At 66.5% G+C, this 24,884-nt stretch carries 18 protein-coding genes and 2 pseudogenes; 9 read left to right on the forward strand and 11 right to left on the reverse strand.

The window, feature by feature from the left end; genetic code table 11:
- Positions 1-3 precede the first annotated feature (3 nt).
- From eat to eutC, 3 genes are read left to right on the forward strand one after another with little or no spacing between them, the layout of a single operon-like run.
- Complete coding sequence (eat, locus tag AC3WJE_RS13990; RefSeq protein WP_493731422.1) at positions 4-1,368, forward strand: ethanolamine permease; 1,365 nt, start codon at positions 4-6, stop codon at positions 1,366-1,368.
- On the forward strand, positions 1,365-2,768 hold the full coding sequence (locus AC3WJE_RS13995) for an ethanolamine ammonia-lyase subunit EutB (protein ID WP_493731423.1): 1,404 nt from the start codon (positions 1,365-1,367) through the stop codon (positions 2,766-2,768). Before eat ends, AC3WJE_RS13995 begins: the two co-directional genes overlap by 4 nt.
- Positions 2,765-3,574: an ethanolamine ammonia-lyase subunit EutC gene (gene eutC / locus AC3WJE_RS14000; protein ID WP_493731424.1), complete on the forward strand. Its 810-nt coding sequence runs from the start codon at positions 2,765-2,767 to the stop codon at positions 3,572-3,574. Before AC3WJE_RS13995 ends, eutC begins: the two co-directional genes overlap by 4 nt.
- 101 nt (positions 3,575-3,675) lie before the next feature.
- On the opposite strand, the gene AC3WJE_RS14005 is transcribed toward eutC, so the two are convergent.
- From AC3WJE_RS14005 to efp, 5 genes are all read right to left on the reverse strand, one after another.
- Positions 3,676-4,365 carry a hypothetical protein gene (locus tag AC3WJE_RS14005; protein WP_493731425.1) on the reverse strand — a complete coding sequence of 230 codons (690 nt, stop codon included), beginning with the start codon at positions 4,363-4,365 and terminating at the stop codon, positions 3,676-3,678.
- Positions 4,366-4,384: 19 nt separating this feature from the next.
- Positions 4,385-5,158 carry a phosphoglycolate phosphatase gene (locus AC3WJE_RS14010; RefSeq protein ID WP_493731426.1) on the reverse strand — a complete coding sequence of 258 codons (774 nt, stop codon included), beginning with the start codon at positions 5,156-5,158 and terminating at the stop codon, positions 4,385-4,387.
- Positions 5,140-5,856: a bifunctional 2-polyprenyl-6-hydroxyphenol methylase/3-demethylubiquinol 3-O-methyltransferase UbiG gene (gene ubiG, locus AC3WJE_RS14015; RefSeq protein ID WP_493731427.1), complete on the reverse strand. Its 717-nt coding sequence runs from the start codon at positions 5,854-5,856 to the stop codon at positions 5,140-5,142. Before ubiG ends, AC3WJE_RS14010 begins: the two co-directional genes overlap by 19 nt.
- Positions 5,857-5,937: 81 nt before the next feature.
- Complete coding sequence (locus tag AC3WJE_RS14020; RefSeq protein ID WP_493731428.1) at positions 5,938-7,284, reverse strand: TRZ/ATZ family hydrolase; 1,347 nt, start codon at positions 7,282-7,284, stop codon at positions 5,938-5,940.
- A gap of 330 nt (positions 7,285-7,614) precedes the next feature.
- Positions 7,615-8,181, reverse strand: a complete 567-nt coding sequence (efp, locus tag AC3WJE_RS14025) for an elongation factor P (RefSeq protein ID WP_493731429.1) — start codon at positions 8,179-8,181, stop codon at positions 7,615-7,617.
- Between the two features lie 123 nt (positions 8,182-8,304).
- Here efp and epmB point away from each other — a divergent pair, with 123 nt between their 5' ends.
- Positions 8,305-9,306 (forward strand): EF-P beta-lysylation protein EpmB, encoded by a 1,002-nt coding sequence (gene epmB / locus AC3WJE_RS14030; RefSeq protein ID WP_493731430.1) that lies wholly within the window; start codon positions 8,305-8,307, stop codon positions 9,304-9,306.
- A 130-nt stretch (positions 9,307-9,436) separates the two neighbouring features.
- Here epmB and AC3WJE_RS14035 read toward each other — a convergent pair whose 3' ends face one another.
- Both AC3WJE_RS14035 and AC3WJE_RS14040 read right to left on the reverse strand, forming a co-directional pair.
- Positions 9,437-11,569, reverse strand: a complete 2,133-nt coding sequence (locus tag AC3WJE_RS14035) for a putative bifunctional diguanylate cyclase/phosphodiesterase (RefSeq protein WP_493731431.1) — start codon at positions 11,567-11,569, stop codon at positions 9,437-9,439.
- Between the two features lie 218 nt (positions 11,570-11,787).
- A complete protein-coding gene (locus AC3WJE_RS14040) occupies positions 11,788-12,564 on the reverse strand; it encodes an RNA methyltransferase (protein WP_493731432.1) in 777 nt (258 codons plus the stop codon).
- 116 nt (positions 12,565-12,680) lie between these two features.
- On the opposite strand from AC3WJE_RS14040, the gene AC3WJE_RS14045 reads away from it, so the two are divergent.
- Positions 12,681-13,508, forward strand: a complete 828-nt coding sequence (locus AC3WJE_RS14045) for an inositol monophosphatase family protein (protein ID WP_493731433.1) — start codon at positions 12,681-12,683, stop codon at positions 13,506-13,508.
- Between the two features lie 132 nt (positions 13,509-13,640).
- Here the strand turns inward: AC3WJE_RS14045 and AC3WJE_RS14050 are convergent, their stop codons facing one another.
- On the reverse strand, positions 13,641-14,810 hold the full coding sequence (locus AC3WJE_RS14050) for an acyl-CoA dehydrogenase family protein (RefSeq protein ID WP_493731434.1): 1,170 nt from the start codon (positions 14,808-14,810) through the stop codon (positions 13,641-13,643).
- A gap of 103 nt (positions 14,811-14,913) precedes the next feature.
- Between AC3WJE_RS14050 and AC3WJE_RS14055 the strand changes: the two genes are divergently transcribed.
- The 4 genes and pseudogenes from AC3WJE_RS14055 to AC3WJE_RS14070 all read left to right on the forward strand — a co-directional run bounded on the left by AC3WJE_RS14055 (position 14,914) and on the right by AC3WJE_RS14070 (position 21,138).
- The gene (locus AC3WJE_RS14055) at positions 14,914-15,888 is read left to right on the forward strand and encodes an ArsR/SmtB family transcription factor (protein ID WP_493731435.1); all 975 of its coding nucleotides are present in this window, start codon (positions 14,914-14,916) and stop codon (positions 15,886-15,888) included.
- Between the two features lie 2 nt (positions 15,889-15,890).
- Positions 15,891-17,018, forward strand: a pseudogene (locus tag AC3WJE_RS14060) (homocysteine S-methyltransferase family protein); the annotation flags it as partial.
- 357 nt (positions 17,019-17,375) lie between these two features.
- Positions 17,376-20,120, forward strand: a pseudogene (gene metH / locus AC3WJE_RS14065) (methionine synthase); the annotation flags it as partial.
- A gap of 121 nt (positions 20,121-20,241) precedes the next feature.
- Positions 20,242-21,138: an NAD-dependent epimerase/dehydratase family protein gene (locus AC3WJE_RS14070; protein WP_493731436.1), complete on the forward strand. Its 897-nt coding sequence runs from the start codon at positions 20,242-20,244 to the stop codon at positions 21,136-21,138.
- A gap of 213 nt (positions 21,139-21,351) precedes the next feature.
- Here the strand turns inward: AC3WJE_RS14070 and AC3WJE_RS14075 are convergent, their stop codons facing one another.
- Genes AC3WJE_RS14075 through fucP form a run of 3 tightly spaced genes read right to left on the reverse strand, consistent with a single transcriptional unit; the run spans position 21,352 to position 24,832 of the window.
- Positions 21,352-22,560, reverse strand: coding sequence for an AGE family epimerase/isomerase (locus tag AC3WJE_RS14075; RefSeq protein WP_493731437.1), 1,209 nt, complete (start codon positions 22,558-22,560; stop codon positions 21,352-21,354).
- Positions 22,557-23,549 (reverse strand): carbohydrate kinase family protein, encoded by a 993-nt coding sequence (locus tag AC3WJE_RS14080; protein ID WP_493731438.1) that lies wholly within the window; start codon positions 23,547-23,549, stop codon positions 22,557-22,559. The genes AC3WJE_RS14075 and AC3WJE_RS14080 overlap by 4 nt, the downstream gene beginning before the upstream one ends.
- Positions 23,546-24,832 carry an L-fucose:H+ symporter permease gene (gene fucP, locus AC3WJE_RS14085; RefSeq protein ID WP_493731439.1) on the reverse strand — a complete coding sequence of 429 codons (1,287 nt, stop codon included), beginning with the start codon at positions 24,830-24,832 and terminating at the stop codon, positions 23,546-23,548. The genes AC3WJE_RS14080 and fucP overlap by 4 nt, the downstream gene beginning before the upstream one ends.
- Between the last annotated feature and the right edge of the window lie 52 nt (positions 24,833-24,884).

Consider the following 24,884-nt stretch of genomic DNA (forward strand, 5'->3'; position numbering starts at 1 on the left):
ACGATGACACTCGAGAAACTCAAACCCACCCTTGGCACCTGGCAGTTGTGGGGCATCGCCGTGGGCTTGGTGATCTCCGGCGAGTACTTCGGCTGGAGCTACGGCTGGGGCACCGCCGGCACGCTCGGCTTCCTGGTCACCGCGGTGATGGTGGCGGTGATGTACACCTGCTTCATCTTCAGCTTCACCGAGCTGACCACCGCGATCCCGAACGCCGGCGGCCCGTTCGCCTACAGCCTGCGCGCATTCGGCGCCCGGGGCGGCATGATCGCCGGCATCGCCACGTTGATCGAGTTCGTGTTCGCGCCACCGGCCATCGCCATGGCGATCGGCGCCTATCTCAACGTGCAGTTTCCCGCGCTCGATCCACGCGTTGCGGCGATCGGTGCCTATGCGGTGTTCATGGCCCTCAACATCGTTGGCGTGGCGATCGCGGCCACCTTCGAGTTGATCGTCACCATCCTGGCGGTGATCGAGCTGCTGGTGTTCATGGGCGTGGTCGCGCCCGGTTTCAGCTTCGCCAACTTTGCCGCCAACGGCTGGGCCGGCAGCGACAGCTTCAGCCCTGCTGCGATCGGCGGCATTTTCGCGGCAATCCCGTTCGCGATCTGGTTCTTCCTGGCGATCGAAGGCGCGGCGATGGCCGCCGAGGAAGCCAAGGATCCCAAGCGCACCATTCCGCGTGCCTACATCACCGGCATATTGACCCTGGTGGTGCTGGCCGTCGGGGTGATGGTGTTCGCCGGCGGCGTCGGCGACTGGCGCCAGCTGTCCAACATCAACGATCCGCTGCCGCAGGCGATGAAGACGGTGGTCGGGCACAGCTCGGCGTGGCTGCACATGCTGGTGTGGATCGGCCTGTTCGGCCTGATCGCCAGCTTCCACGGCATCATCCTGGGCTACTCGCGGCAGTTCTTCGCATTGGCCCGTGCCGGCTTCCTGCCGCACGGGCTGGCCAAGCTGTCGCGCTTCCGCACCCCGCACCGGGCGATCCTGGCCGGTGGCGTGATCGGCATCGCCGCGATCCTCAGCGACGGCGTGGTGCAGATCCAGGGCATGTCGCTGACCGCGGCGATGATCACGATGTCGGTGTTCGGCGCGATCGTGATGTACGTGATGAGCATGCTCAGCCTGTTCAAGCTGCGCCGCAGCGAGCCGCACCTGGAGCGCAGCTTCCGCGCGCCGGGTTATCCGGTGGTGCCGGGCATCGCCCTGGTGCTGGCGCTGGTGTGTCTGGCGGCGATGATCTGGTTCAATCTGCTGGTCGCCGCGATCTTCGCCGGACTGATGCTGCTGGGTATCGGCAGCTGCGTGCTCAGTCTGCGTCAGGACACTCCGACCATCGGCGAGGCCACCGAGCCGGCATGAGTTTCGTCCATGCCGTGGGCGGCGAGCGCTTCGTGTTCGCCGACCTGAAGGATCTGCTGGCGAAGGCCACGCCAGCGCGTTCCGGCGACGCGCTGGCAGGCGTCGCCGCCGCCACGGCCCGCGAACGTGTCGCCGCGCAGATGGCACTGGCCGAGCTGCCGCTGCGGCACTTTCTCCACGAAACGGTGATCCCCTACGAGGACGACGAGGTCACCCGGCTGATCGTCGATGAGCACGATGCGGGTGCATTCGCCCCGATCGCGCACCTCACCGTGGGTGGTCTGCGCGACTGGCTGCTCTGCGAGGATGCCAACGAAACAGCACTTGCCGCGCTTGCGCCGGGGCTTACTCCGGAAATGGCCGCGGCGGTCTCCAAGCTGATGCGGGTGCAGGATCTGGTGCTGGTCGCGCAGAAGATCCGCGTGACCACCGCGTTCCGCAACACGCTCGGCCTGCGCGGACGGCTGAGCACGCGACTGCAGCCCAACCATCCCACCGACGACGCGGCCGGGGTCGCCGCCAGCGTGCTGGACGGGCTGCTGTATGCCAATGGCGATGCGGTGATCGGCATCAATCCGGCCAGTGACTCGCTGCCGGCCACCTGCGAACTGCTGCGCCTGCTCGACGGGGTGATCCAGAGCTACGGCATTCCGACCCAGTCCTGCGTGCTGGCGCACGTGACCACCACGATCGAGGCGATCGCGCGCGGCGTGCCGGTCGATCTGGTGTTCCAGTCGATCGCCGGCACCCAAGCTGCCAATGCCAGCTTCGGCATCGATCTGGCACTGCTGCAGGAGGGCTATGAGGCCGGGTTGTCGCAGCAGCGCGGCAGCGTCGGTCAGAACGTCATGTATTTCGAGACCGGCCAGGGCAGCGCGCTGTCGGCCGGCGCCCATTTCGGCGTGGACCAGCAGACCTGCGAGACCCGCGCCTATGCAGTGGCGCGCAAGTTCAAGCCGCTGCTGGTCAATACCGTGGTCGGCTTCATCGGCCCGGAGTACCTGTACGACGGCAAGCAGATCATCCGCGCCGGGCTGGAAGACCACTTCTGCGGCAAGCTGCTGGGCGTGCCGATGGGCTGCGACATCTGCTACACCAATCACGCCGAGGCCGACCAGGACGACATGGACGTGCTGCTGACCCTGCTCGGCACCGCCGGGATCAACTTCATCATGGGCATCCCCGGCTCGGACGATGTGATGCTGAACTACCAGACCACCTCGTTCCACGACGCGCTGTACGCACGTCAGGTGCTGGGGCTGCGCCCTGCCCCGGAATTCGAGGCGTGGCTGGAGAGCCACGGCATCCTGCGCCTGCACGATGGTCGTTTCGAACTCGGCGGCGAACTGCCGCCGGCGTTCCGCAAGGCACTGCAGCGCTGGGAGGACAAGGCCGCATGAGCGACATGCGCGCTGATCCGTGGACGCGGTTGCGCCGCCTCACCCCGGCGCGGATCGCACTCGGTCGCGTCGGCACCAGCCTGCCGACGGCGGCGCACCTGGATTTCCAGCTCGCGCATGCGCAGGCACGCGATGCGGTGCACCTGCCGTTCGATCCGCAGCCGCTGTGTGCATCACTGGATGCACGTCAGCGTTCGTACCTGCGATTGCACAGCGCGGCAGCGGATCGGCATGTCTATCTGCAGCGTCCCGATCTGGGCCGACGATTGGACGCGGCCTCGGTCGAGGAACTGCGTGCCCATGTCGCACTGCGCGGCGGCGGGGCCGATCTGGGCGTGGTGGTCGCCGACGGCCTGTCGGCGCTGGCGGTACACCGGCACGCACCGACGATGCTGGACCGGATCGACGCATTGGCCGCACGCCATGGCTGGTCGCTGGCGCCGGTGGCGTTGGTCGCACAGGGCCGCGTCGCGGTTGGCGACGAAGTCGGCGAACTGCTGGGCGTGCGTGCGCTCGTGGTGCTGATCGGTGAACGCCCAGGCTTGAGTTCACCCGACAGCCTCGGCCTCTACCTCACCTGGGCACCGCACGTGGGCTGCAACGACGCGTTGCGCAACTGCATATCCAACATCCGGGGCGAAGGATTGAGCTACGCGGAGGCCGTGCACAAGCTCGACTACCTGCTCGGCGAGGCGTTTCGGCGCCGGCTTTCGGGTGTGCAGTTGAAGGATGAAGCCAGTGCGCCAGTGGCGGCGCTGGAAAGCGATGGTGCGCGTGCAGGTAATTTCTTGCTGCCGGATTTGTAGACGCGGGTCTGCGTGGCCTAGGGCCATCAGCCGCGATGCGGCGTTCTCGGTGATGAAGCCCCATCGCGGCTGACACCGCTCCTACGAAAACGTACGAAGCATCATGCTCCGCCGCTGGCGGCGCGCCAGCTGTGCCAGAGTTGTTGCAGCGGCGGCGCGAACGCAGGCTTGCCGGCGTGTTCGCGCTGCAGGCGCAGCCTCGCGAGTCGTGACCAGATTCGATGCGGACGAGCCAGCGCTGGCTTGGCCGGCCACGCACGCAGCAGCTCGGCGCTCCAGCGCGCTGCATCGATGCCCGCAGGACGACCCGCGGTACCAGCCGCCGCTGTCCTCGCCTGCAGCCACTGCACCGCAATCGCGCGTGCGTCGTCACGACCCGTATTGCGCTCGAACAACACCCGCTCTACCGCAGCCGCCGCCTCGGCGAACGGCAGCAGGTCCTGCACCGCCTGTTCCAGCGATACCGGCGGCGTCCGCGCCTCCTGCATCAACGGCAAGGTCTCGGCCAGCTCCGCCCATGGCGCGCGCACCGGTTCGAGCAGTCGTCCCAGCGGATGACGCGAGCGCTGGGCGCTCCAATCACGCAACTCCTGCTGCCACCACGCCAGCTTGGCGTCGGCCGGCAGCGGGTCGCCGGCGATGTTCATGATGTCCTCGAACTCCTGCAGCAGCGCGAACCACGCCACTGTCAGCGGGCGCTGTGCTTCCGGCACGAACGGCTCGGCCACCGCCCATTCCGGCCAGCGGGTGCGCCACTTGTCGAGAAAGCTGTCGAGTGCGGAAGGGCTCATGCTGGCTTGCGACAACATCTCAGCCACCAACCGTGGCCGGCCATGCGTCCGGCGCCAACAGTTGCGAAGGCTGCTCGACAAGCACGTCGGCGCGCCACGTCAGCGGATCGTCGCCATCCAGACGATAGCCCCACAGCACCGCCACCGACGGCATGCCGGCAGCCTGCGCGGCGAGGATGTCGCGCTCGTCGTCGCCGACATAGACACACTCACCGGCAGCAAACCCGATGCGCTCGGCCGCGACCAGCAGCGGCAACGGATGTGGCTTGCGCTCGGCCAGCGTGTCGCCACCGATCAGCACCGCGCAGCGCGTCTCCCAGCCCAGTTGGGGCAGGATCAGTCGCGCCAGGTATTCCGGCTTGTTGGTGACGATGCCCCAGGCAACACCGGCAGCTTCGAGCGTGTCGAGCATCGCGGCAACGCCATCGAACAGCACCGCATGCTGCCCAAGCAACGCCTGATAGCGATCAAGGAACTCGGGCACCAGCGCTTCACGCTCGGCAGGCTCCAACTCGGGAAAGGCCACACCCAACATCGCCCGCGAACCCTTGGACACCACCGGCCGCAGCTGCTCCAGCGCCAGCGGCGCGCGACCACGCTCGGCCAGCATCTGATTGGCCGTCACCAGCATGTCCGGCGCGCTGTCGAGCAAGGTGCCGTCGAGATCGAACAGCACCGCGCCGGGAAACCGGGACCCGGGACCGGGGACCGGGGACCCGGGAAAGCGATCGTGACCTTTTCCCGGCTCCGGCTTTCCCGGGTCCCTGCCCCCCATCACGCCTTCACCGCACATGCCAGGTAATTGACCTCGGTCCGCGACGACAGCCGCGCGCGGTTGCGCCAGGGCTCGTAAGCCATGCCGCTGACGTCTTGCAGTTGCAGCCCGGCTTCGCGCAGCCACGAGGCCAGCTCGGCCGGCTTGATGAAGTCCTGATAGCGGTGCGTGCCCTTCGGCAGCAGCCGCGCCACGTACTCGGCACCGACCACCGCCAGCGCGAATGCGGCCGGGGTGCGGTTGATCGTCGACAGGAACAGCGTGCCCCCCGGTTTCAGCAGGCGCGCGCAGGCGTCGATGATCGAGGTCGGATCGGGTACGTGCTCCAGCATTTCCATGCAGGTGACCGCATCGAACGAGGCCGGCTCGGCCGCGGCGAGGTCTTCCACGGCCTGCACGCGGTAATCCACCTGCACACCCGACTCCAGGCCGTGCAGGCGCGCGACCTTGACCAGTTCAGGCGCCAGATCGAGCGCGGTGACCTGCGCGCCCTGCCGGGCCAGCGCCTCGCTGAGCAGACCTCCGCCGCAACCGACGTCGAGCACGCGCGCACCGGGCAGCGCGACACGCGAGGCCACGTACTGCAAGCGCACCGGATTGAGCGCGTGCAGCGCCTTCTGCGGGCCATCCTCATCCCACCAGCGGGTGGCCAGCGCGGCGAACTTGTCGAGTTCGGCCTGGTTGAAGTTGGCGCTCTGGGAATGCGGGCTGTTCATTTTGTGGTTCTCTCGATTCGTCATTCCCGCGAAACGCTCTTCCACAGCCGAATGGCTGGTAAAGCGGGAATGACAGGAAGCTCAGCTGGCCCGGATCGTAGCAATCCGCGCCCGCCACTGGCGTGCATTGGCGACCAGCCCGGCCACATCCATGCCGACCAGCTCGCGCTGCACCAGCTTGGGCTTGCCGGCGATCCACACGTCGCTGACCTGCTGGCGGCCGGTGGCGTAGACCAGTTGCGAGAGCACGTTATGCAGCGGCTGGGTCTCCAGCGCCGACAGGTCCACGCAGGCCAGGTCGGCCTGCTTGCCGACCTCGATCGAGCCGATCTTCTCGCCGAAGCCCAGCGCGCGTGCGCCGCCCAGCGTGGCCGCGCGCAGCGTGGTCGCCGCGTCCAGCGCGGTGGCGTCGTTGGCGACCGCCTTGGCCAGAATTGCGGCCGTGCGGTTCTCGCTGAACATGTCCAGATCGTTGTTGCTGGCGCAGCCGTCGGTGCCGATTGCCAGGTTCACACCGGCCCGCACCAGCGCGCAGGCCGGGCAGAAGCCGGAGGCCAGCTTGAGGTTGGATTCCGGGCAATGCACCACGTGCACGCCGCGCTCGGCGCACAGGTGGATCTCGCTTTCGATCAGTTGGGTCATGTGCACCGCGATCAGGCGGTCGTTGACCAGGCCGAGCCGGTCCAGCCGCGCCAGCGGGCGTTGTCCATACTGGCTGATCGAATCGGCGATTTCCTGCGCGGTTTCGTGGGTGTGCAGGTGCACCGGCACGTCGAGCTGGTCGGACAGCATCCGCACCCGCTCGAAGTTGGCGTCACTGACCGTGTACGGCGCGTGCGGTGCGAACGCGGTGCCGATCAGCGGATCGCCACGCCACTGGTCATGCAGCTCGCCGGCGCGGTCGAAATACTCGTCGTCGGACTTGGCCCAGGCGGTCGGGAAATCGATGATCGCCGCGCCGACCAGCGCGCGGAAGCTATGCTTCTTGTAGACCGCGGCCTGCACGTCGGCGAAGAAGTAGTTCTCGTTGGCGCAGGTGGTACCGCCGCGCAGCATCTCGGCGATCGCCAGGGTGGTGCCGTCGGCGACGAATTCCGGCCCGATCACCGCGCTCTCGACCGGCCAGATGTGCTCACGCAGCCAAGTCATCAAAGGCAGATCATCGGCGACGCCACGCAGCAGCGTCATCGGATTGTGGGTGTGCGCGTTGACCAGACCCGGGATCAGTGCGGCCTCGGGCCGCGAAACCACGTCGGCCGGCGCGAAGCGCGCACGTGCCTCTGCGCGCGGCAGCAGCGCGACGATCTCGCCGTTGCGCACCGCCACCGCATGATCCTCCAGTACCACCGCATGCGGCTCGATCGGGACCACGTAGCCGGCTTCGATCAGCAGGTCGCAGGATTCGGGGGTGCTCGTGGTGTCGGTCATGGGGGCCGTCGATGTGTGGGGGGAAAGCCGCCGGTGGCACTCGGGAAAGCAGGTTTCCGGCGCCGGCATTCAGGCGGTTCGCAGAGAGGTCCTTCTACCGTCGCCCCCGCGTGGGCGGGGGCCCAGGGACTTTGGTTTTTTGCTTTTCGGCTTTGGGGCCGCTGCTTCAGGCAACCGCAGAAGCTGGAGACGCTGGATCCCCGCTTGCGCGGGGATGACGCTGAAGCAAAAACAGAAGCCGAAAGCAGAAGCAACGTCCCTGGATCCCCGCTTTCGCGGGGATGACGCAACGGCAAAGGCGCTTGCGCTATGCGCAAGCGCGCCGTTGCGTCACTTGACGCGTGCGGAGTACTCGCCCGAGCGGGTGTCGACCTTGATGATCTCGTCCTGATTGACGAACAGCGGCACGCGCACGACGGCACCGGTCTCCAGGGTCGCCGGCTTGCCGCCGCCGCCGGAGGTATCGCCACGCACGCCCGGATCGGTCTCGGTGATCTTCAGCTCGACGAAGTTCGGCGGCTGCACCCAGATCGGGGAACCGTTCCACAGCGTCACGATGCAGTCTTCCTCGCCCTTCAGCCACTTGTCGGCGCCGCCCATGCCGGCCTTGTCGGCCTGCACCTGCTCGAAGGATTCCGGGTCCATGAAGTGCCAGTACTCGCCATCGCTGTACAGGTAGCGCATGTCGGTATCGACCACGTCGGCCACTTCCACGTCGTCGGTGGCCTTCATAGTCATTTCGACCACGCGGCCGGACTTGATGAAGCGGTACTTCATGCGGGTGAACGCCTGGCCCTTGCCCGGCTTGACGTACTCGGTCTCGGTGATGACCGCTGGTTCATTGTTGACCAGGATCTTCATCCCGTTCTTGACGTCATTCATGCCAACAGTGGCCATGTGCACTCCTCGAATAAGGCAAAACCGCCGCGCTGAGCGGCCGGCCGGATAGAATGGGGAGCCCGCCGCGACCGGCGGGCGTTTGTTTTCTGACCGCAAATGATAACCGCAGCCCCCCTTCCCTTGCAGCCATCCCTGCTCCGCGCCGCCGCCAGCCGCTGGCAACAGGCCTGGCGCGAGGCCATACGCGACCCGCGCGAGCTGCTCGGCATGCTCGGTCTTGAGCACGAAGCCGCCCGGATCTCCGACGAAGCCGCGGCCCAGTTCGCATTGCGGGTGCCGCGCGGTTTTGTCGCCCGCATGCGCGCCGGCGACCTGACCGACCCGCTGCTGCGCCAGGTGCTGCCGATCACCGACGAGATGCAGGTCGTACCGGGCTTCGCTCTCGACGCGGTCGGCGACGGTGCCGCCAGGAAGGCCACCGGCGTCATTCAGAAATACCGCGGCCGCGCCCTGCTGGTCGCCACCGGCAGCTGCGCGGTGCATTGCCGCTACTGCTTCCGCCGGCACTTCCCATATGCCGATGAGACCGCCGCGCGTGAGGGCTGGCGCGAGGCGGTGGCCGCGATCGCCGCCGATCCCACGATCGACGAGGTACTGCTGTCCGGTGGCGACCCGCTGTCGCTGGCCACGCCCAAACTGGCCGAGCTGACCGACGCGCTGCGCGCGATCCCGCACCTGAAGCGCCTGCGCATCCACAGCCGGCTGCCGGTGGTGTTGCCCGAGCGTGTCGACGGCCCGCTGCTGGACTGGCTCGCCTCCCTGCCATGGCCGGTGGCGCTGGTGATCCATGCCAACCATGCCAATGAATTCGATGCCTCGGTCGATGCCGCACTTGCCGCGCTGCGCGGTGTCGGCGTCCAGCTGCTGAATCAGGCGGTGCTGCTACGCGGCGTCAACGACGATGTCGAAACGCTGGTCGCGCTCAGTGAGCGCAGCTTCGCCGCCGGCGCGCTGCCGTACTACCTGCACCAGCTCGACCGGGTGGCCGGCGTGGCGCATTTCGAAGTCAGCGACGAGCGTGCCCGCGCGCTGCATGCGGCGCTGGCGGCGCGGCTGTCCGGTTATCTGGTGCCGAAGCTGGTACGCGAGATCCAGGGCGATACCGGCAAACGGCCCTTGTAGGAGCGGCGTTAGCCGCGATGGGGCTTTCATGCAGGTCCCTCTGCAAAAGCCCGCACATCCATGTGCGGGGACTTAAATGGGAAAGCCCCATCGCGGCTAACGCCGCTCCTACAACATCCTGCGCGCCCGCTCAGGGCTGCAGCAACCGCACCAGATCGTCATTGCTCAGCGGCTGGCTGAACCAGTAGCCCTGCCCCAGGTCGCAGTTGCGCTCGCGCAGCAGTTCGAACTGCGCCTCCTGCTCGATACCCTCGGCCACCACGGTGATCCCCAGCGAATGCGCCATTGCGATGATCGCGGTGGTCAACGCCAGGTCGTCGGGGTCGCGTGGCAGATCGGCGACGAAGCTCTTGTCGATCTTCACCCCGTCCACCGGTGCCTGGCGCAGGTGGCTGAGCCCGGAAAAGCCGGTACCGAAGTCGTCCAGCCAGACCTTCACGCCGGTGCGGTGCAGCTTGTCGAGCAGGCTCGCGGCCAGCATTTCGTCACCGATCACCGCGGTCTCGGTCAGCTCCAGATGCAGCCGCGACGGCGACAGGCCGGATTCGGCCAGGCAACCGGCCACCAGGTCGGTCAGCTCACCACTGCGCAGCTGGCGCGAGGACACGTTGACCGAGATGAACAGCGCAGGCTCGCCGTCGCGCAGCGGCCAGCGCACCGCGTCCAGGCAGGCCGCGCGCAGCACCTTGGGGCCGATCTCCTCGATCAATCCGCTCTGCTCGGCGATGTCGATGAAGGTGGACGGGGGAATCGTGCCCAGCGTCGGATGCTGCCAGCGCAGCAGCACTTCCACGCCGACCAGTACGCGATCGGAAATGCGGTGGATCGGCTGATAGACCAGCCGCAGCTCATCGCGCTCCCAGGCTCCGCGCAGCTCCTGCTCCATGTGCACGCGACGTTCCAGCGCGTAGTCCATCGCCCGGTTGTAGAAGCGGTGGCAGTTCTTGCCGGCCATCTTGGCCTGGTACATCGCGATGTCGCCCTTCTTCAGCAGCGTGGTCGCGTCGATGGCGTCATCCGGGACCAGCGCGATGCCGATCGAAGTGCCCAGGAATACTTCGCGCCCCTGCACCTGCAGCGGCCGTCGCAATTCCTGCACGACGCGCTCGGCCAACCGCACCGACGTCGCCTGCGCATCCCCGGCCTGCACCAGGATCACGAATTCGTCGCCGCCAAAGCGCGCCAGCACCGCATCCTGGCCGCCGATTTCGCGCACCGCCGCGTCGATGCGCGCGGCGAACTGCAGCAACACCTGATCGCCGGCCTCGTGCCCCAGCGTGTCGTTGACCCGCTTGAAGTCGTCCACGTCGGCGAACAGCAGCGCGAGCTGGCCGCCGGAGGTCGGCGCCGCCTCCAGCCGATGATCCAGCAACTGGCGGAATGCCAGCCGATTGGCCAACCCGGTCAGCGCGTCGGTAAATGCCATGTGCCGCACTTCGCGATCGTGCCGCTCGATGCTCTCGCTCATGCGTCCGAACGCGCGCAGCAGTTCGCCCAGTTCGTCCCGGCGCGTAGTCCCACGCGGCTTCACCGTGTAATCGCCGTTCTCGATCCGCCGCGCCGCGCCGGCTAGCCATCGGATCGGCGCCACCAGCGTGCGTTGGACATAGAACGCGAACACCACCCCCACCCCGACCAGTGCCGCCAGCAACAGCAGCAGCCAGAGCAGGTCGCGCTGGCCCACCTTCTCCAGGCGCTGGTGCAGGCGATCGTTGGCGGCAGCTTCCAGCTCCCCGGCCATGGTCAGCGACATGCCCACGCGCACGCAGCCGATGGGCCTGCCTGCCGCGCCCACCGGCATCGCCACGTCCAGCACACCGTCGACAGGCCGCACCTGCATCTGCGCGGCCGTGATCGCGGCCATCGCACGCGGGTCCGGTTGTGCTTCCCCGGCTGCATTCGCTCCGTCGACAAGCAGGCGGCCGTGCGTGTCGTACACCCGTGCATAGCTCACCAGCCGCTGGCCTGCCACGTTGCGGGCCAGCCGCTCGACTTCCTTCAGGTCCGATTCGCCCAGTGGATCGGCTACCACGTCGGCCAGCGCGTTCGCGATCGATTCCCCGCGCGCGCGCAAGCCTTGTTCGAACAGTTCATGGATGACGCCGCCACTGAGCGTGCGCACTTCGCGCTGCATCGAGGTCTGGCGTTGCAGCAGCAGCGCCAGGATCGCCGCCAGCAGCACGAAGCCCAGGCCCATTCCCAGCAGAAAACGGGCTTGCAGTCCGAACCGCATCCTGGTGGTCACGCTTCCACCATCACTCATGGCCGGCGCCTGGTGGCGCAGCCAGCGAATGGTTCTCACAGGTGCCAAGCAGATTCATCAATCGCGAAAACCGGTAAGAGCGCCCCCCGGCCGCCCATAAACCCCGGGAAAGCCTAGCGGAAACCGCGCATCGGCGAAATGGCGCCTTGAAGGCATCCAACATCGCTGCGCCATGTGCAGCACGGCGCCGGCGCAGTCTCAGGCGTACCGCGCACCGCTCACGGCTTTCCCTGCGATACATCCTTATGCGCCAGCCCGACCATGCGCTGGGTGTCGGACAGGATGCCGCGCAGCAGACGCACTTCCTGCTCGGTCAGCTCGGCCTTGGCGAACAGCCGGCGCAGCTTGCGCATCGCCGAATCCGGCGAGCGCCCCTTGTGGAAATCGATCTCGTCGAGGGTCTGGCCGAGCTGACCGAACAAGCCTTCGATCTGGGCGTGGCTGGCCGCCGCCTCGCCAAAACCGGGATCGACTTCGGACGCAGCCGGCGTACCCGCTGCCGCCAGCGTCGCCAACCGTACTTCGTAAGACAGCACCTGCACCGCGGCGGCCAGATTGAGCGAACTGAAATCGGGATCGGACGGGATATGCACCGCCAGATGGCACAGCTGCAGCTCTTCGTTGGTCAGCCCGGTGCGCTCGCGGCCGAACACGAACGCGACCTCGCTGTCGGCCAGTGCCTTGTCGATCGCGCGCTTGCCCGCATCGGCCGGCAGCAGCTCTTCCAGCTGCACCCGACGCGAGCGCGCGGTGCAACCCAGCACCAGCGTGCAGTCGGCCACGGCCTCGGCCAGGGTGGCGAACACCGGCGCATCCCCCAGCAGATCCTCGGCTCCGGCCGAGCGCCGGTAGGCATCCTCGTCGAGCGCGCGCTCCGGGGCCACCAGCACCAGCCGCGCCAGGCCCATCGTCTTCATCGCCCGCGCGGCGGCGCCGATATTGCCGGGGTGCTGGGTGCCAACGAGAACGAAGCGGATGCGACGGGAGACAGACATGAACGGCCATTCGGGAGCGGATCAGCGGTAAATGGTAAACTGCTCGACCGGCCTCGCGCTGGACCGCTCTTTTCCCCCGCCAGTCCTACCCTTCTGCCTTCACGGGAGCCTTCACCATGCAGAAACCCGCCGTCACCGTCATGGTCAAGGCCGCCCGCCTCGCCGGCAACGTGCTGTTGCGCAACATCAACAAGCTCGAAGCCCTGAACGTGGTGCAGAAGGGGCGCATGGACTATGCCAGCGAGGTGGATGCCGACGCCGAGAAGGTGATCGTCAAGGAACTCAAGCGCGCCTATCCCGAATACGGCGTGTTCGGCGAGGAAGGCGGCGTGCAGGGCAACGGCCGGCTGATGTGGGTGATCGACCCGCTCGACGGCACCAGCAACTACCTGCACGGCTTCCCGCACTACTGCGTCTCCATCGCGCTGGTCGACAACGGCGAGCCGACCGACGCGGTGATCTTCGATCCGCTGCGCAACGAGCTGTTCACCGCCAGCAAGGGCGCCGGCGCCGTGCTCAACGACCGTCGCCTCCGCGTCACCGACCGCAAGGATCTGGAAGGGGCGATGATCAACACCGGCTTCCCGCCGCGCGAACGCGCCCGCGTCAGCGCCCAGCTCAAGTGCGTGGACGCGCTGCTGGTACAGGCCGAGGACATCCGCCGCACCGGCTCGGCCGCGCTGGACCTGGCCTACGTCGCCTGCGGCCGCGCCGATGCCTACTTCGAGGCCGGCGTGAAGGCCTGGGACATCGCCGCCGGCGTACTGCTGGTCCGCGAGGCCGGCGGCCGCGTCTGCGACTTCAAGGGCGCCACCCTGCCGCGCATGGACAACAAGGGCCCGGAGAACTTCCAGGTCGTCGCCGGCAATGTCAAAGTCTCCGATGCGCTGCAGAAGGTGATCGTCAACAGCGGCTACGCGCGGGAATTCGACGCGAAATTCTGAGCGCATGCTTTTCCGTAGGAGCGGGTCTGCGTGGCCTAGGGCCATCAGCCGTGATGGGGCTTTACCGGCAAGGCCTCATCGCGGCTGATGGCCCTAGGCCACGCAGACCCGCTCCTACGATGGCAGCACGCCTTAGCGCAACCCGGTCTCGTTGCGCGCGATCACCAAGCGCTGGATTTCCGACGTGCCCTCGTAGATCTCGGTGATCTTCGCGTCGCGGAAATACCGTTCCAGCGGCATCTCCTTCGAATAGCCCATGCCGCCGTGGATCTGCACGGCCTGGTGGGTGATCCACATCGCTGCTTCGGAAGCCACCAGCTTGGCCACCGACGCCTCGGTGCCGAACTTCTGGCCCTGTCCTTTCAGCCACGCCGCGCGCAGCGTCAGCAGCAACGCTGCGTCGAGCTTGCACTTCATGTCGGCGATCTTGGCCTGGGTCATCTGGAAGCTGCCGATCGCATGGCCGAACGCCTTGCGGTCCTTCACGTACTCCAGCGTGGCCTCGTAGGCCGCACGCGCGATGCCCACCGCCTGCGAAGCGATGCCGATGCGGCCGGCGTCGAGCACGCTCATCGCGGTCTTGAAGCCCTCGCCCTCCGCGCCGACCACGTCCTCGGGCTGAGCCACGTAGTCGACGAACTCGATCTCGCAGGTCGCCGAGGCGCGGATGCCCAGCTTCGGCTCGGTCTTGCCGCGGAAGAACCCCGGCTTGTCGGTGTCGACCATGAACGCGGTGATGCCGCGCGAGCCCTTGTCCGGCTCGGTCATCGCGAACAACACGATGTACCTGGCGACCGGGCCGGAGGTGATCCAGCTCTTCTTGCCATTGATGACGAAGCTGCCGTCGGCCTGCTTGACCGCGCGGCAACGCATCGCCGAGGCGTCCGAACCGGACTGCGGCTCGGTCAGCGCGAACGCACCGATGTGGGTGCCCTCGGCGATCGCACGCACGTAGGTCTGCTTCTGCTGCTCGGTGCCGTTCTTGAGGATGCCGGTGCAGAACAGCGAGTTGTTGACCGACATGATGGTCGAATGGGCACCATCGCCGGCGGCGACCTCGACCATCGCCAGCACATAGCAGATCGGGTCCATGCCGGCACCGCCGTATTCGGCCGGCACCTCGATGCCCATCAGCCCGTTCTCGCCCAGCAGTTGGATGTTCTCCAGCGGGAACTCGCCAACCCGGTCGAAGTGCTCGGCGCTCGGCGCGATCTTCTCCTGGGCGATCCGGCGCGCGACGTCCTGGATCATTAGTTGTTCTTCAGTAAAGCTGAAATCCACGGATTGGCCCTCCCAGGGCATGGCGATGGGTCCATTCTAGCCACAACCATTCGCATGCGTATGTAGGTTGACCCGGGGCGCCGCGACCGCGAAAATATCTCGCTATCGCGATATAGAGATATTTATGGACCTGGAAGACTGGTCGACCCGCCTGAAGGTCTTCGCCGACGCCACCCGTGTACGCCTGCTGGCCTTGCTGGAGCAGGAAGAACTGACCGTGGCCGAACTCTCGGCGATCACCCGCCTGGCCCAGCCGCGCGTATCCACCCACCTGGCCAAGCTCAAGGAAGCCGGGCTGGTGCGCGACCGCCGTGCCGGCGTGTCGGCCTACTACCGCTTCGACGACGCCCAGCTCGACCCGGCCCAGCGTGCGCTCTGGCATGCGCTGAGCACCGGCAGCGACGACCCGCTGCTGCGCCAGGACGCCGAGCGCGTGCCGAGCGTGCTGGCGATGCGCGCGGCCGACCAGAACTGGGCCGACACCGTGGCCGGCGACATGGAACGCCACTACTCGCCGGGCCGCACCTGGGAAGCGCTGGCGCGTACCGCGCTGCCGCTGCTGGAAACCGGCGACGTGCTCGACATCGCCTCCGGCGACGGCGTGCTGGCTGAACTGGTCGCGCCGCATTCGAGCCGCTACGTCTGCATCGACACCAGCGCCCGCGTGGTCGCCGCCGCCAGCGAGCGGTTGCGCAAGCTCAAGAACGTGGAAGTGCAGGAGGGCGACATGCATGCGCTGCCGTTCCCGGACCGCAGCTTCGATCTGGTGGTGCTGATGCATGCGCTGACCTACGCCGCCAAGCCGGCGCAGGCGGTGGCCGAGGCCGCGCGCGTGCTGCGTCCGGGCGGCCGGCTGCTGCTGTGCTCGCTGGCCAAGCACGAGCACCGTGCTGCGGTGGCGGCCTACGGTCACGTCAACCTGGGCTTTGCCGACAAGGAACTGCGCAAGTTCGTCGACAAGGCCGGCCTGGAGGTTTCCAGTCTGGAGACCGTCACCCGCGAGAAGCGTCCGCCGCATTTCGAGGTGATTTCGTTGATTGCGGTGAAGCAGGGACCAGAGGCCGGGGGCCAGGGATCGGGGAAAAAGGCGCTGTCATGACAATGTCCACTTCCACCCTGACCCCTGGCCTCCGGCCCCTGGCCTCCCCTCCCTGCTGGCTGCACCCCGATCGCGCCGGAAAGCTGTTCGCCGCGCTGGCCGAACGCATCCTGATCATCGATGGCGCGATGGGCACGATGATCCAGCGCCATCGGCTGGAGGAGGATGACTATCGCGGTGAGCGTTTCGCCGAGGGCTACGACAGTGCGCACTCGCCCACGGCTGACCACGTACACGGCCCCGGCTGCGACCACGCGCCGCAGGGCCACGACCTGAAAGGCAACAACGACCTGCTGTTGCTGACCAAACCCGAGCTTATTGCCGGTATCCATCGCGCCTATCTTGAGGCCGGTGCCGATCTGGTCGAAACCAACACCTTCAATGCGACCTCGATCAGCCAGGCCGACTATCACCTGGAACATCTGGTCTACGAACTCAACAAGGCCGGGGCGCAGGTCGCACGTGCCGTCTGCGATGAGATCGAGGCGATCACGCCGGACAAGCCGCGCTTCGTGATCGGCGTGCTCGGCCCGACCAGCCGTACCGCCTCGATCAGCCCTGACGTCAACGACCCGGGCTTCCGCAACACCAGCTTCGATGAGCTGCGCGGCACCTATCGCGAGGCCATCGACGGGCTGATTGACGGCGGCGCAGACACGCTGATGGTCGAGACGATCTTCGACACGCTCAACGCCAAGGCGGCGCTGTACGCAATCGAGGAGGTCTTCGATCAGCGCGGCGGACGCCTGCCGGTGATGATCTCCGGCACCATTACCGACGCCTCCGGCCGCACCCTGTCCGGGCAGACCGCCGAGGCCTTCTACGCCTCGGTCGCGCACGGTCGACCGCTGTCGGTGGGCCTGAACTGCGCGCTTGGTGCGAAGGACCTGCGGCCGCACGTGGAGACGCTGTCCACGGTCTCCGACTGCTACGTCAGCGCGCATCCGAACGCCGGTTTGCCCAACGCCTTCGGCGAGTACGACGAGACGCCCGAGGAAACTGCGGCGACGCTGAAGGAATTCGCCCAGTCCGGCCTGCTCAATCTGGTCGGCGGCTGTTGTGGCACCACGCCGGACCATATCCGTGCGATCGCCCAGGCAGTGGCGGGGATTGCGCCGCGTGCGCTGCCGGGCGCGCTGGAAAAAGCCGCATGAACACCTCCACCGTCGTTCCCGCGCAGGCGGGAACCCAGCGCCTTCCGCCCACCGTCATCCCCTCGAACACGGGGGCGAAGCGCCGCTGCTGGCAAGCCGCTGGCTCGCGCGGCGCTGAGCGCCATCGGGCTATGCACGATGGCCGGGGATCGAAGATCCATGGACGTACGCGTTCCTCACAAGTGGAAGCCCGACGTCCCGCAACCATCACCTCGCCTGTCCGAAAGTCCCTGGATCCCCGCGTTCGCGGGGATGACGGTAGATACGTTCCCGCGCAAACCGCGATGACGAATGCCGAACTCCACGCAGCCTGAATCACCGATCATGTCCGCCCTCCCCCGCTACACCCGTCTGTCCGGCCTGGAACCGCTGCTCATCGCGCCGGACCTGCTGTTCGTCAACGTCGGCGAGCGCACCAACGTCACCGGCAGCGCGCAGTTCCGCAAGCTGATCAAGGAAGAGCGCTACGAGGAAGCGGTCGAAGTCGCGCGCCAGCAGGTCGCCAGCGGCGCGCAGATCCTCGACGTCAACATGGACGAGGGCCTGATCGATTCCGAGAAGGCGATGTCGCGCTTCCTCAACCTGATCATGTCCGAGCCGGACATCGCCCGCATTCCGGTCATGGTCGATTCGTCCAAGTGGAGCGTGATCGAGGCCGGGCTGAAGTGCCTGCAGGGCAAGAGCGTGGTCAACTCGATCTCGCTGAAGGAAGGCGAGGAACTGTTCGTCGAGCACGCGCGCAAGGTGTTGCGCTACGGTGCTGCCGCAGTGGTGATGGCGTTCGACGAGGTCGGCCAGGCCGACACCTGTGCGCGCAAGGTCGAGATCTGCACGCGGGCATACAAGATCCTCACCGAGCAGGTCGGATTCCCGCCGGAAGACATCATCTTCGACCCGAACATCTTCGCAGTCGCCACCGGCATCGAGGAGCACGACAACTACGCGGTGGACTTCATCGAGGCCACCCGCATCATCAAGCAGACATTGCCGCACTGCCACGTCTCCGGCGGCGTCTCCAACGTCTCGTTCTCGTTCCGCGGCAACGAGCCGGTGCGCGCGGCGATCCATTCGGTGTTCCTGTATCACGCCATCGCCGCCGGCATGGACATGGGCATCGTCAACGCCGGCGGCATGCCGATCTACGACGAGTTGGAGCCGGAACTGCGCGAGCGCGTCGAGGACGTGATCCTCAACCGTCGCAAGGACGGCACCGAGCGCCTGCTGGAAATCGCCGAACGCTACAAGGGCAAGAAGGGCGAGAAGAAAGGCGAAGACCTGGCCTGGCGTGACAAACCCGTGCGCGAGCGCCTGGCGCACGCGCTGGTGCACGGCATCGATGCCTTCGTCGATGAGGACACCGAAGAGGCACGCCAGCAGTCCGCGCGTCCGCTCGATGTGATCGAAGGCCCGCTGATGAACGGCATGAACGTAGTCGGCGACCTGTTCGGCGCCGGCAAGATGTTCCTGCCGCAGGTGGTGAAGTCCGCGCGTGTGATGAAGAAAGCGGTGGCCTACCTGCTGCCCTACATCGAGGCCGAGAAGCTGCGCACCGGCGATATCGGCAAGAACAACGGCAAGATCATCATGGCCACGGTCAAGGGTGACGTGCACGACATCGGCAAGAACATCGTCGGCGTGGTGCTCGCCTGCAACAACTTCGAGGTGGTCGACCTGGGCGTGATGGTGCCGACGCAGACCATCCTCGACCGCGCCCGCGCCGAGAACGCCGACATCATCGGCCTGTCCGGATTGATCACGCCCTCGCTGGAGGAGATGACTCATGTCGCGCGTGAAATGCAGAGGCAGGGCTTCACGATGCCGCTGATGATCGGCGGTGCCACCACCTCGCGTGCGCATACCGCACTGAAGATCGACCCGCACTACACCGCACCGACGGTCTGGGTGAAGGACGCCTCGCGCGCGGTCGGCGTGGCACAGTCGCTGATTTCGCGCGACCTGCGCGAGGCCTTTGTCGCTGCCAACGATGCTGACTACGCCGAGATCCGCCAGCGCCACAAGAACCGTGGCGACGCCAAGCGACTGGTCTCGCTGGCGCATGCGCGCGGACAGAAGTTCGACGGCGGCTGGGACGAATACGTGCCACCGACACCGAAGCAGCCGGGCCTGCACGTGTTCGACGACTACCCGCTGCAAGATCTGATCGACATCATCGACTGGACCCCGTTCTTCCAGGCCTGGGAGTTGGCCGGCAAGTTCCCGGCGATCCTGACCGACGAAATCGTCGGCCCCCAGGCCAGTGAGCTGTATCGCGATGCACGCGCGATGCTGGATACGATCGTTGCGGAGAAGTGGCTGACCGCGAAGGCAGTATTCGGGATATGGCCGGCGAACAGCGTGGGTGATGATGTAGAGGTTGTGTTGCAGGACCCGGAAAAGCCTGAGGTCACCGATGTCCGTGCTGCTTTTCCCGGGTCCCGGGTCCCGGGTCCCCGGTCCCGGATTCCCCTGTATTTCTTGCGCCAACAGGTCGACAAGCCTGCCGACCGCCCCGACTTCTGCCTGGCCGATTTCATCGCGCCGAAGGACTCCGGGCGGCAGGACTGGATCGGTGCGTTCGCGGTCACTGCCGGCATCGGTATCGACCCGCACGTGGCGCGCTTCGAGGCCGCGCATGATGACTACAACTCCATCCTGCTCAAGGCACTGGCCGACCGTCTCGCCGAGGCGCTGGCCGAGCGCCTGCACCAGCGCGTACGCACCGAGTTCTGGGGCTATGCCGACGATGAGACACTCGATAACGAATCGCTGATCGCCGAGAAATACCTCGGCATCCGCCCTGCCCCCGGCTACCCGGCCTGCCCCGAGCACAGCGAGAAGGGAACGCTGTTCGAGATGCTGGATGCCGAGCGCAATACCGGCATGACCCTGACCGAGAGCTTCGCGATGCTGCCGACAGCGGCGGTATCCGGTTACTACTTCAGCCACCCGAAGAGTCAGTACTTCGTGGTCGGCCGATTGGGCAAGGAGCAGGTCGCCGATTACGCACGTCGCAAGGGTGTCGATCTCGCACAGGCCGAGCGCTGGCTCGCTTCGAATCTTGATTACGACCCGGAGTGACACCCCGCACACGGCTGCCGATGCACGTTGCGCCGTCGTCGGCGCGACGCACTCAACATCGGCATCGCGTTGAGCCAGCGCCGGTACGCCGCTTCGTGATCCTGCTCGCCATGGAGTCCGAATGAAGATCGTCGTCACCGGCAGCGCTGGTCGTGTTGGTCGCGCCATCCATATCCGGTTGTCACACGAACACGACGTGACCGGCATCGACACCACGCCCAGTTCCACCAGCGAGGAGGTCGGTGACTTCACCGACCCAATGCTGCTTGCACGCGCACTGGCCGGCGCAGATGCAGTGGCACATACCGCCGCACTGCATGCCCCGCATGTGCCCTACGTATCCGAAGCGACGTTCCGCAGGATCAACGTGGATGGCACCCGACGCCTGCTCGACGCTGCAACAGCCGCCGGCGTGCGGCGCATCGTGTTCACCAGCACCACCGCGTTGTACGGCATGGCAGCGACGCCAGCGGGGCGCGCCGGTTGGGTTGATGAAGACCTGCTGCCAGAGCCGCAGACCATCTACCACCACACCAAGTTGGAAGCCGAACAGTTGCTCGAACAGGCCGCGCAACAAGGCGGCCCGTCGCTGCGGATCATCCGCATGTCGCGCTGTTTTCCCGAGCCGGTGCAGGTGATGGCCGCGTTCCGGCTGCATCGCGGTGTGGACGTGCGCGACGTGGCAGCCGCGCACGCACTAGCGGTGGAACATGCTGGCGCTACAGTGGAACGCTTCATGATTTCAGGCGCTACGCCGTTCCGGCCGGAAGACACCGTGGCCTTGGCGCACAACGCCCCGGCCATGCTGGCCGAACGCGCGCCCGCGTTGGTGCGACGTTATGCCGAACGCGACTGGGCGCTGCCAACGAGCATCGATCGCGTCTACAACCCGGCACGGGCCATCGCCGAGCTGGGCTGGCGGCCGCGCTTCGGTTTCGACGAAGTGCTGGCGCAGTATGACGCTGGCGTGCCCGAGGTACTGCCCTATCGCGCCGAGGCGGGCATCGCTCGCGAGTAGCTCATTGCCGGAACGACAAGCTCCGTCGTCAAGACACGTTGCTACCTGTTACAGAGGTGCCCCTCCCGTCGTCCCCGCGCAGGCGGGGACCCAGCGACTTGTGGTCAGATCGCGATCAAAGTCACTGGGCTACCACCCCCGCCTTCGCGGGGGCAGGCTCTGCGCGGGAGCGACAAGAAAAAACACCTCGTCGCTCCCTCGACTTGACCGCACTCAGCCCTTCTTCGGCCTCACCGCGTTGAGCACCTCATGGCAAGCGCCCATGGTGTGATAGTCGGTCTTGCCGGCCGGGCTCTTCTCATCGCTGTACTTGCGGTTGTCCGCATCCAGGATGCGATACCACGCGCCGTAACGATGATCGACGAAGTGCTTCCACGAATACGCCCAGAGCCGGTCGTACCACTGCCAATAGGCCTCATCGCCGGTGCGTGCAGCCAGCAGCGCGGCGGCCGCGAGCGACTCGGCCTGGACCCAGAAATACTTGTCGTCGTCGCAGATGGAACCATCGGGAGCAAAGCCGTAATACAAACCGCCCCGCTCCTCATCCCACGAGCGCGCCGCGGCGACATCGAACAGATGCCGCGCGACCGGCAGCAGCCACTCGGCGCCGGTGTAGCGATCCAGCAGCATCAGCAGCTTGGCCCACTCGGTCTGATGGCCGGGCTGGAAACCCCACGGACGGAACAGGTGCTTGGGATTGTCGCGGTTGTAGTCCCAGTCGATCTCCCAGTGCGTGTCGTAATGCTCCCACACCAGGCCATCGGCCTTGGCCGCCTGACGGCGGGTCATGTGGTCGGCCAGCAGCAGTGCACGGTCGAGATAGCGCTGCTCGCCGCTGGCCTCATAGGCCGCCAGCATTGCCTCGCACATGTGCATGTTGGCGTTCTGACCACGATAGCCGGTGAAGTTCCACTGCGCGTCGGCCTCGTCCTTGTACAGGCCGAATTCCGGCTCCCAGAAGCGCAGTTCCAGCAGCTTCCAGGTCTCGTCCATCCACTCGCGCGCCTGTTCGATGCCGGCCTTGAGCCCGCACGAATACGCCAGCAGCACGAACGCCACGCCGTAGCAGTGGTTCATGTCGTCCTCGACCTTGCCGTCGCGCAGGGTCCAGGCGTAGCCACCGGTGGCCGGGTTGCGATGCACATCGCGCAGATAGGCCAGGCCATGCCGGACCGCATCCAGGTACTCGGCATTGCCGTACTCGCGATACGCCATCGCGTAGTTGAAGACGAAGCGCGTGCTGCTGACCAGATGGCGATGACCGGCGTCGTACACCGAACCGTCGTCGCGGAAGTAATGGAAGAAGCCACCGGCCGGGTCGATGCAGCGCGGGTGGTAGAACGCCATCGTGTCGGCGATGTGGGCACGCAGGAAATCGGCCGAACGGAAATCCGGCGTCGGGGTCTCGGGAAGTGGGGTCATGATTGTTCCTGGATCAAGGTATCGACATCGGCGAGCGTCGGCATCGCCGCAAAAGCACCCTTTCGGGTCACCGCCAATGCACCGACTGCCGCCGCGAAACGCAGCGTGCGCGCGATCGCCTCGCGATCAGCGCAGAAGCCCCTCAGTGCGGCAACGCCGTGCAACTGGCGCGCAAGCTGGTAGAGCAGTCCACCGACGAAGGCATCGCCAGCCGCGGTGGTGTCCTGCACCTGCACGCGGTACGCCGGCACTGCGCCGGCGTCATCGCGCGTAGTCCAGCGCAGCGGGCCACCGCCGTCGGTGACCAATAGCAACTGGCTGCGTCCCTGCCACAGCCTGCGTTCGACCGCCGTGGCGTCGGCATCGAGCTTGCCGGCCAGGTAGTCCAGCTCCTCGCGCGAAAGCTTGACCACATCGGCCAATGCCAATGCCTGCCATAGCCATGGCGCCGGATCCACGCCGGTCGGCCACAGCATCGGCCGCAGGTTGAGATCGAAACTGACGATCGCGCCGGCTGCCTGGGCACGACGCATGCCTTCCAGCGTAGCGGTGGCGATGTCCGGCTCGGTCATGCTGTTGGAGCACACATGCAGCACCGCCGCATGTTCGAACAGACCGGGCGCGAAATGCTCGGCGCGGAACAGCAGGTCCGCCGCCGGCGGCCGGTAGAAACTGAAACTGCGCTCGCCATGCTCATCCAGCGCGACGAATGCCAGCGCGGTCTTGGCCGCTCCGGTACGCACCACGCCATCGGTGGCAACGCCGGCGTCCTGCAGGCTCTGCAGCAGGAAGTCGCCGAACATGTCCTGGCCCAGCATCCCGGCGAAGTGGCTGTCGCCACCCAACCGTGCCACCGACACCGCCACGTTGGCCGGCGCACCGCCGGCGAACTGCAGGAACGCACGTGGCGCGTCGGCAGTGGCCGGCGCTTGCGCCAGCATGTCGATCAGGGCTTCGCCGAAACAGACAATCTTGCTTGCCTCACTCACGCGCGGGCCTCCTTTGCCAGTTCACCACGCAGGCGCGAACCCCACAGGCCGTAGAACACGATGTACAGGTAGCACAGCGCCGGCAGCAGGAACGACGGATGCAGGCCGATGTGATCGGCCAGCAGGCCCTGCACGTACGGCACGATCGCGCCACCGACAATCGCCATCACCAGCAGGCTCGACGCACGACCGGTCAGCGGCCCCAGCCGCTCGATGCCCAGCGCGAAGATGGTCGGGAACATGATCGAGTTGAACAGGCCGATGACCACCAGCGAGTACACGGCGGTCATGCCGGTGGTGGACACCGACACGATCAGCAGCGCGGCGTTGATCAGCGCGAACAGCGACAACAGCAGGCGCGGCGAGACCTTGGTCAGCAGCACCGAGCCGATGAAGCGACCGATCATCGCCATCGTCCAGTAGGCCGACACGTAATGGGTCGCCTGCGCCTCGCTGAAACCGCCGATCTGCGGCATCGAGAAGTAGTTGACCATCAGGCTGCCGATCGACACCTCGGCACCGACATAGAAGAAGATCGCCAGCACGCCGAAGGCGACATGCGGATGACGCAGCGCCTCGCCCAGCGTGTGGTGGTGGGCGACGTCACCCTTCTCGGTGGCCTCGGCCAGCTTCGGCAGGCGGAACAGATAGACGAACACCGCCAGCAACAGCAGCACCACGGTCAGCCCCAGGTACGGCCCCTGCACCGATTGCGCCTCCTGCACCCGGTAGGCAACCTGCTCGGCCTGCGGCAGCTGCGCGAGCTGGTCGCCGCTCATCACCGTGTTGGACAGGATCAGCCAGCCGCCGATCAGCGGTGCAATCGCAGTACCCAGCGAGTTGAACGCCTGCGCCAGCGTCAACCGGCTAGACGCGCTGCGCTCCGGTCCAAGCAGCGAGACGTACGGATTGGCCGCCACCTGCAACACGGTGATGCCGGTGGCCAGCACGAACAGCGCACCGAGGAAGGCGCTGTAGACGCGCAGCTCCGCCGCCGGCCAGAAGCCGAGCGCACCGACACCGGCGATCGCCAGGCCGGCGACGATGCCGTTCTTGTAGCCCAACCGCGCGACCAGCCGCTCGGCCGGCAGCGCCATCAGGAAATAGGCGCCGAAGAAGGTGAACTGCACGAGCATCGCCTGCGCGAAATTCAGCTCGAACACCCCCTTCAGATGCGGGATCAGGATGTCGTTGAGACAGGTCAGGAAGCCCCACATGAAGAAGATCGTGGTGACGACCGTCAGTGCGACACGATTGGTGACGGAATGTTGAGTGGTGGTCATGGGGTACTGGCTGGTAGGAAAGGACACCCGCACAGGGATGTGCGGCGCTCTT

This window comes from Pseudomonas sp. GW821-FHT07E12, assembly GCF_058986605.1.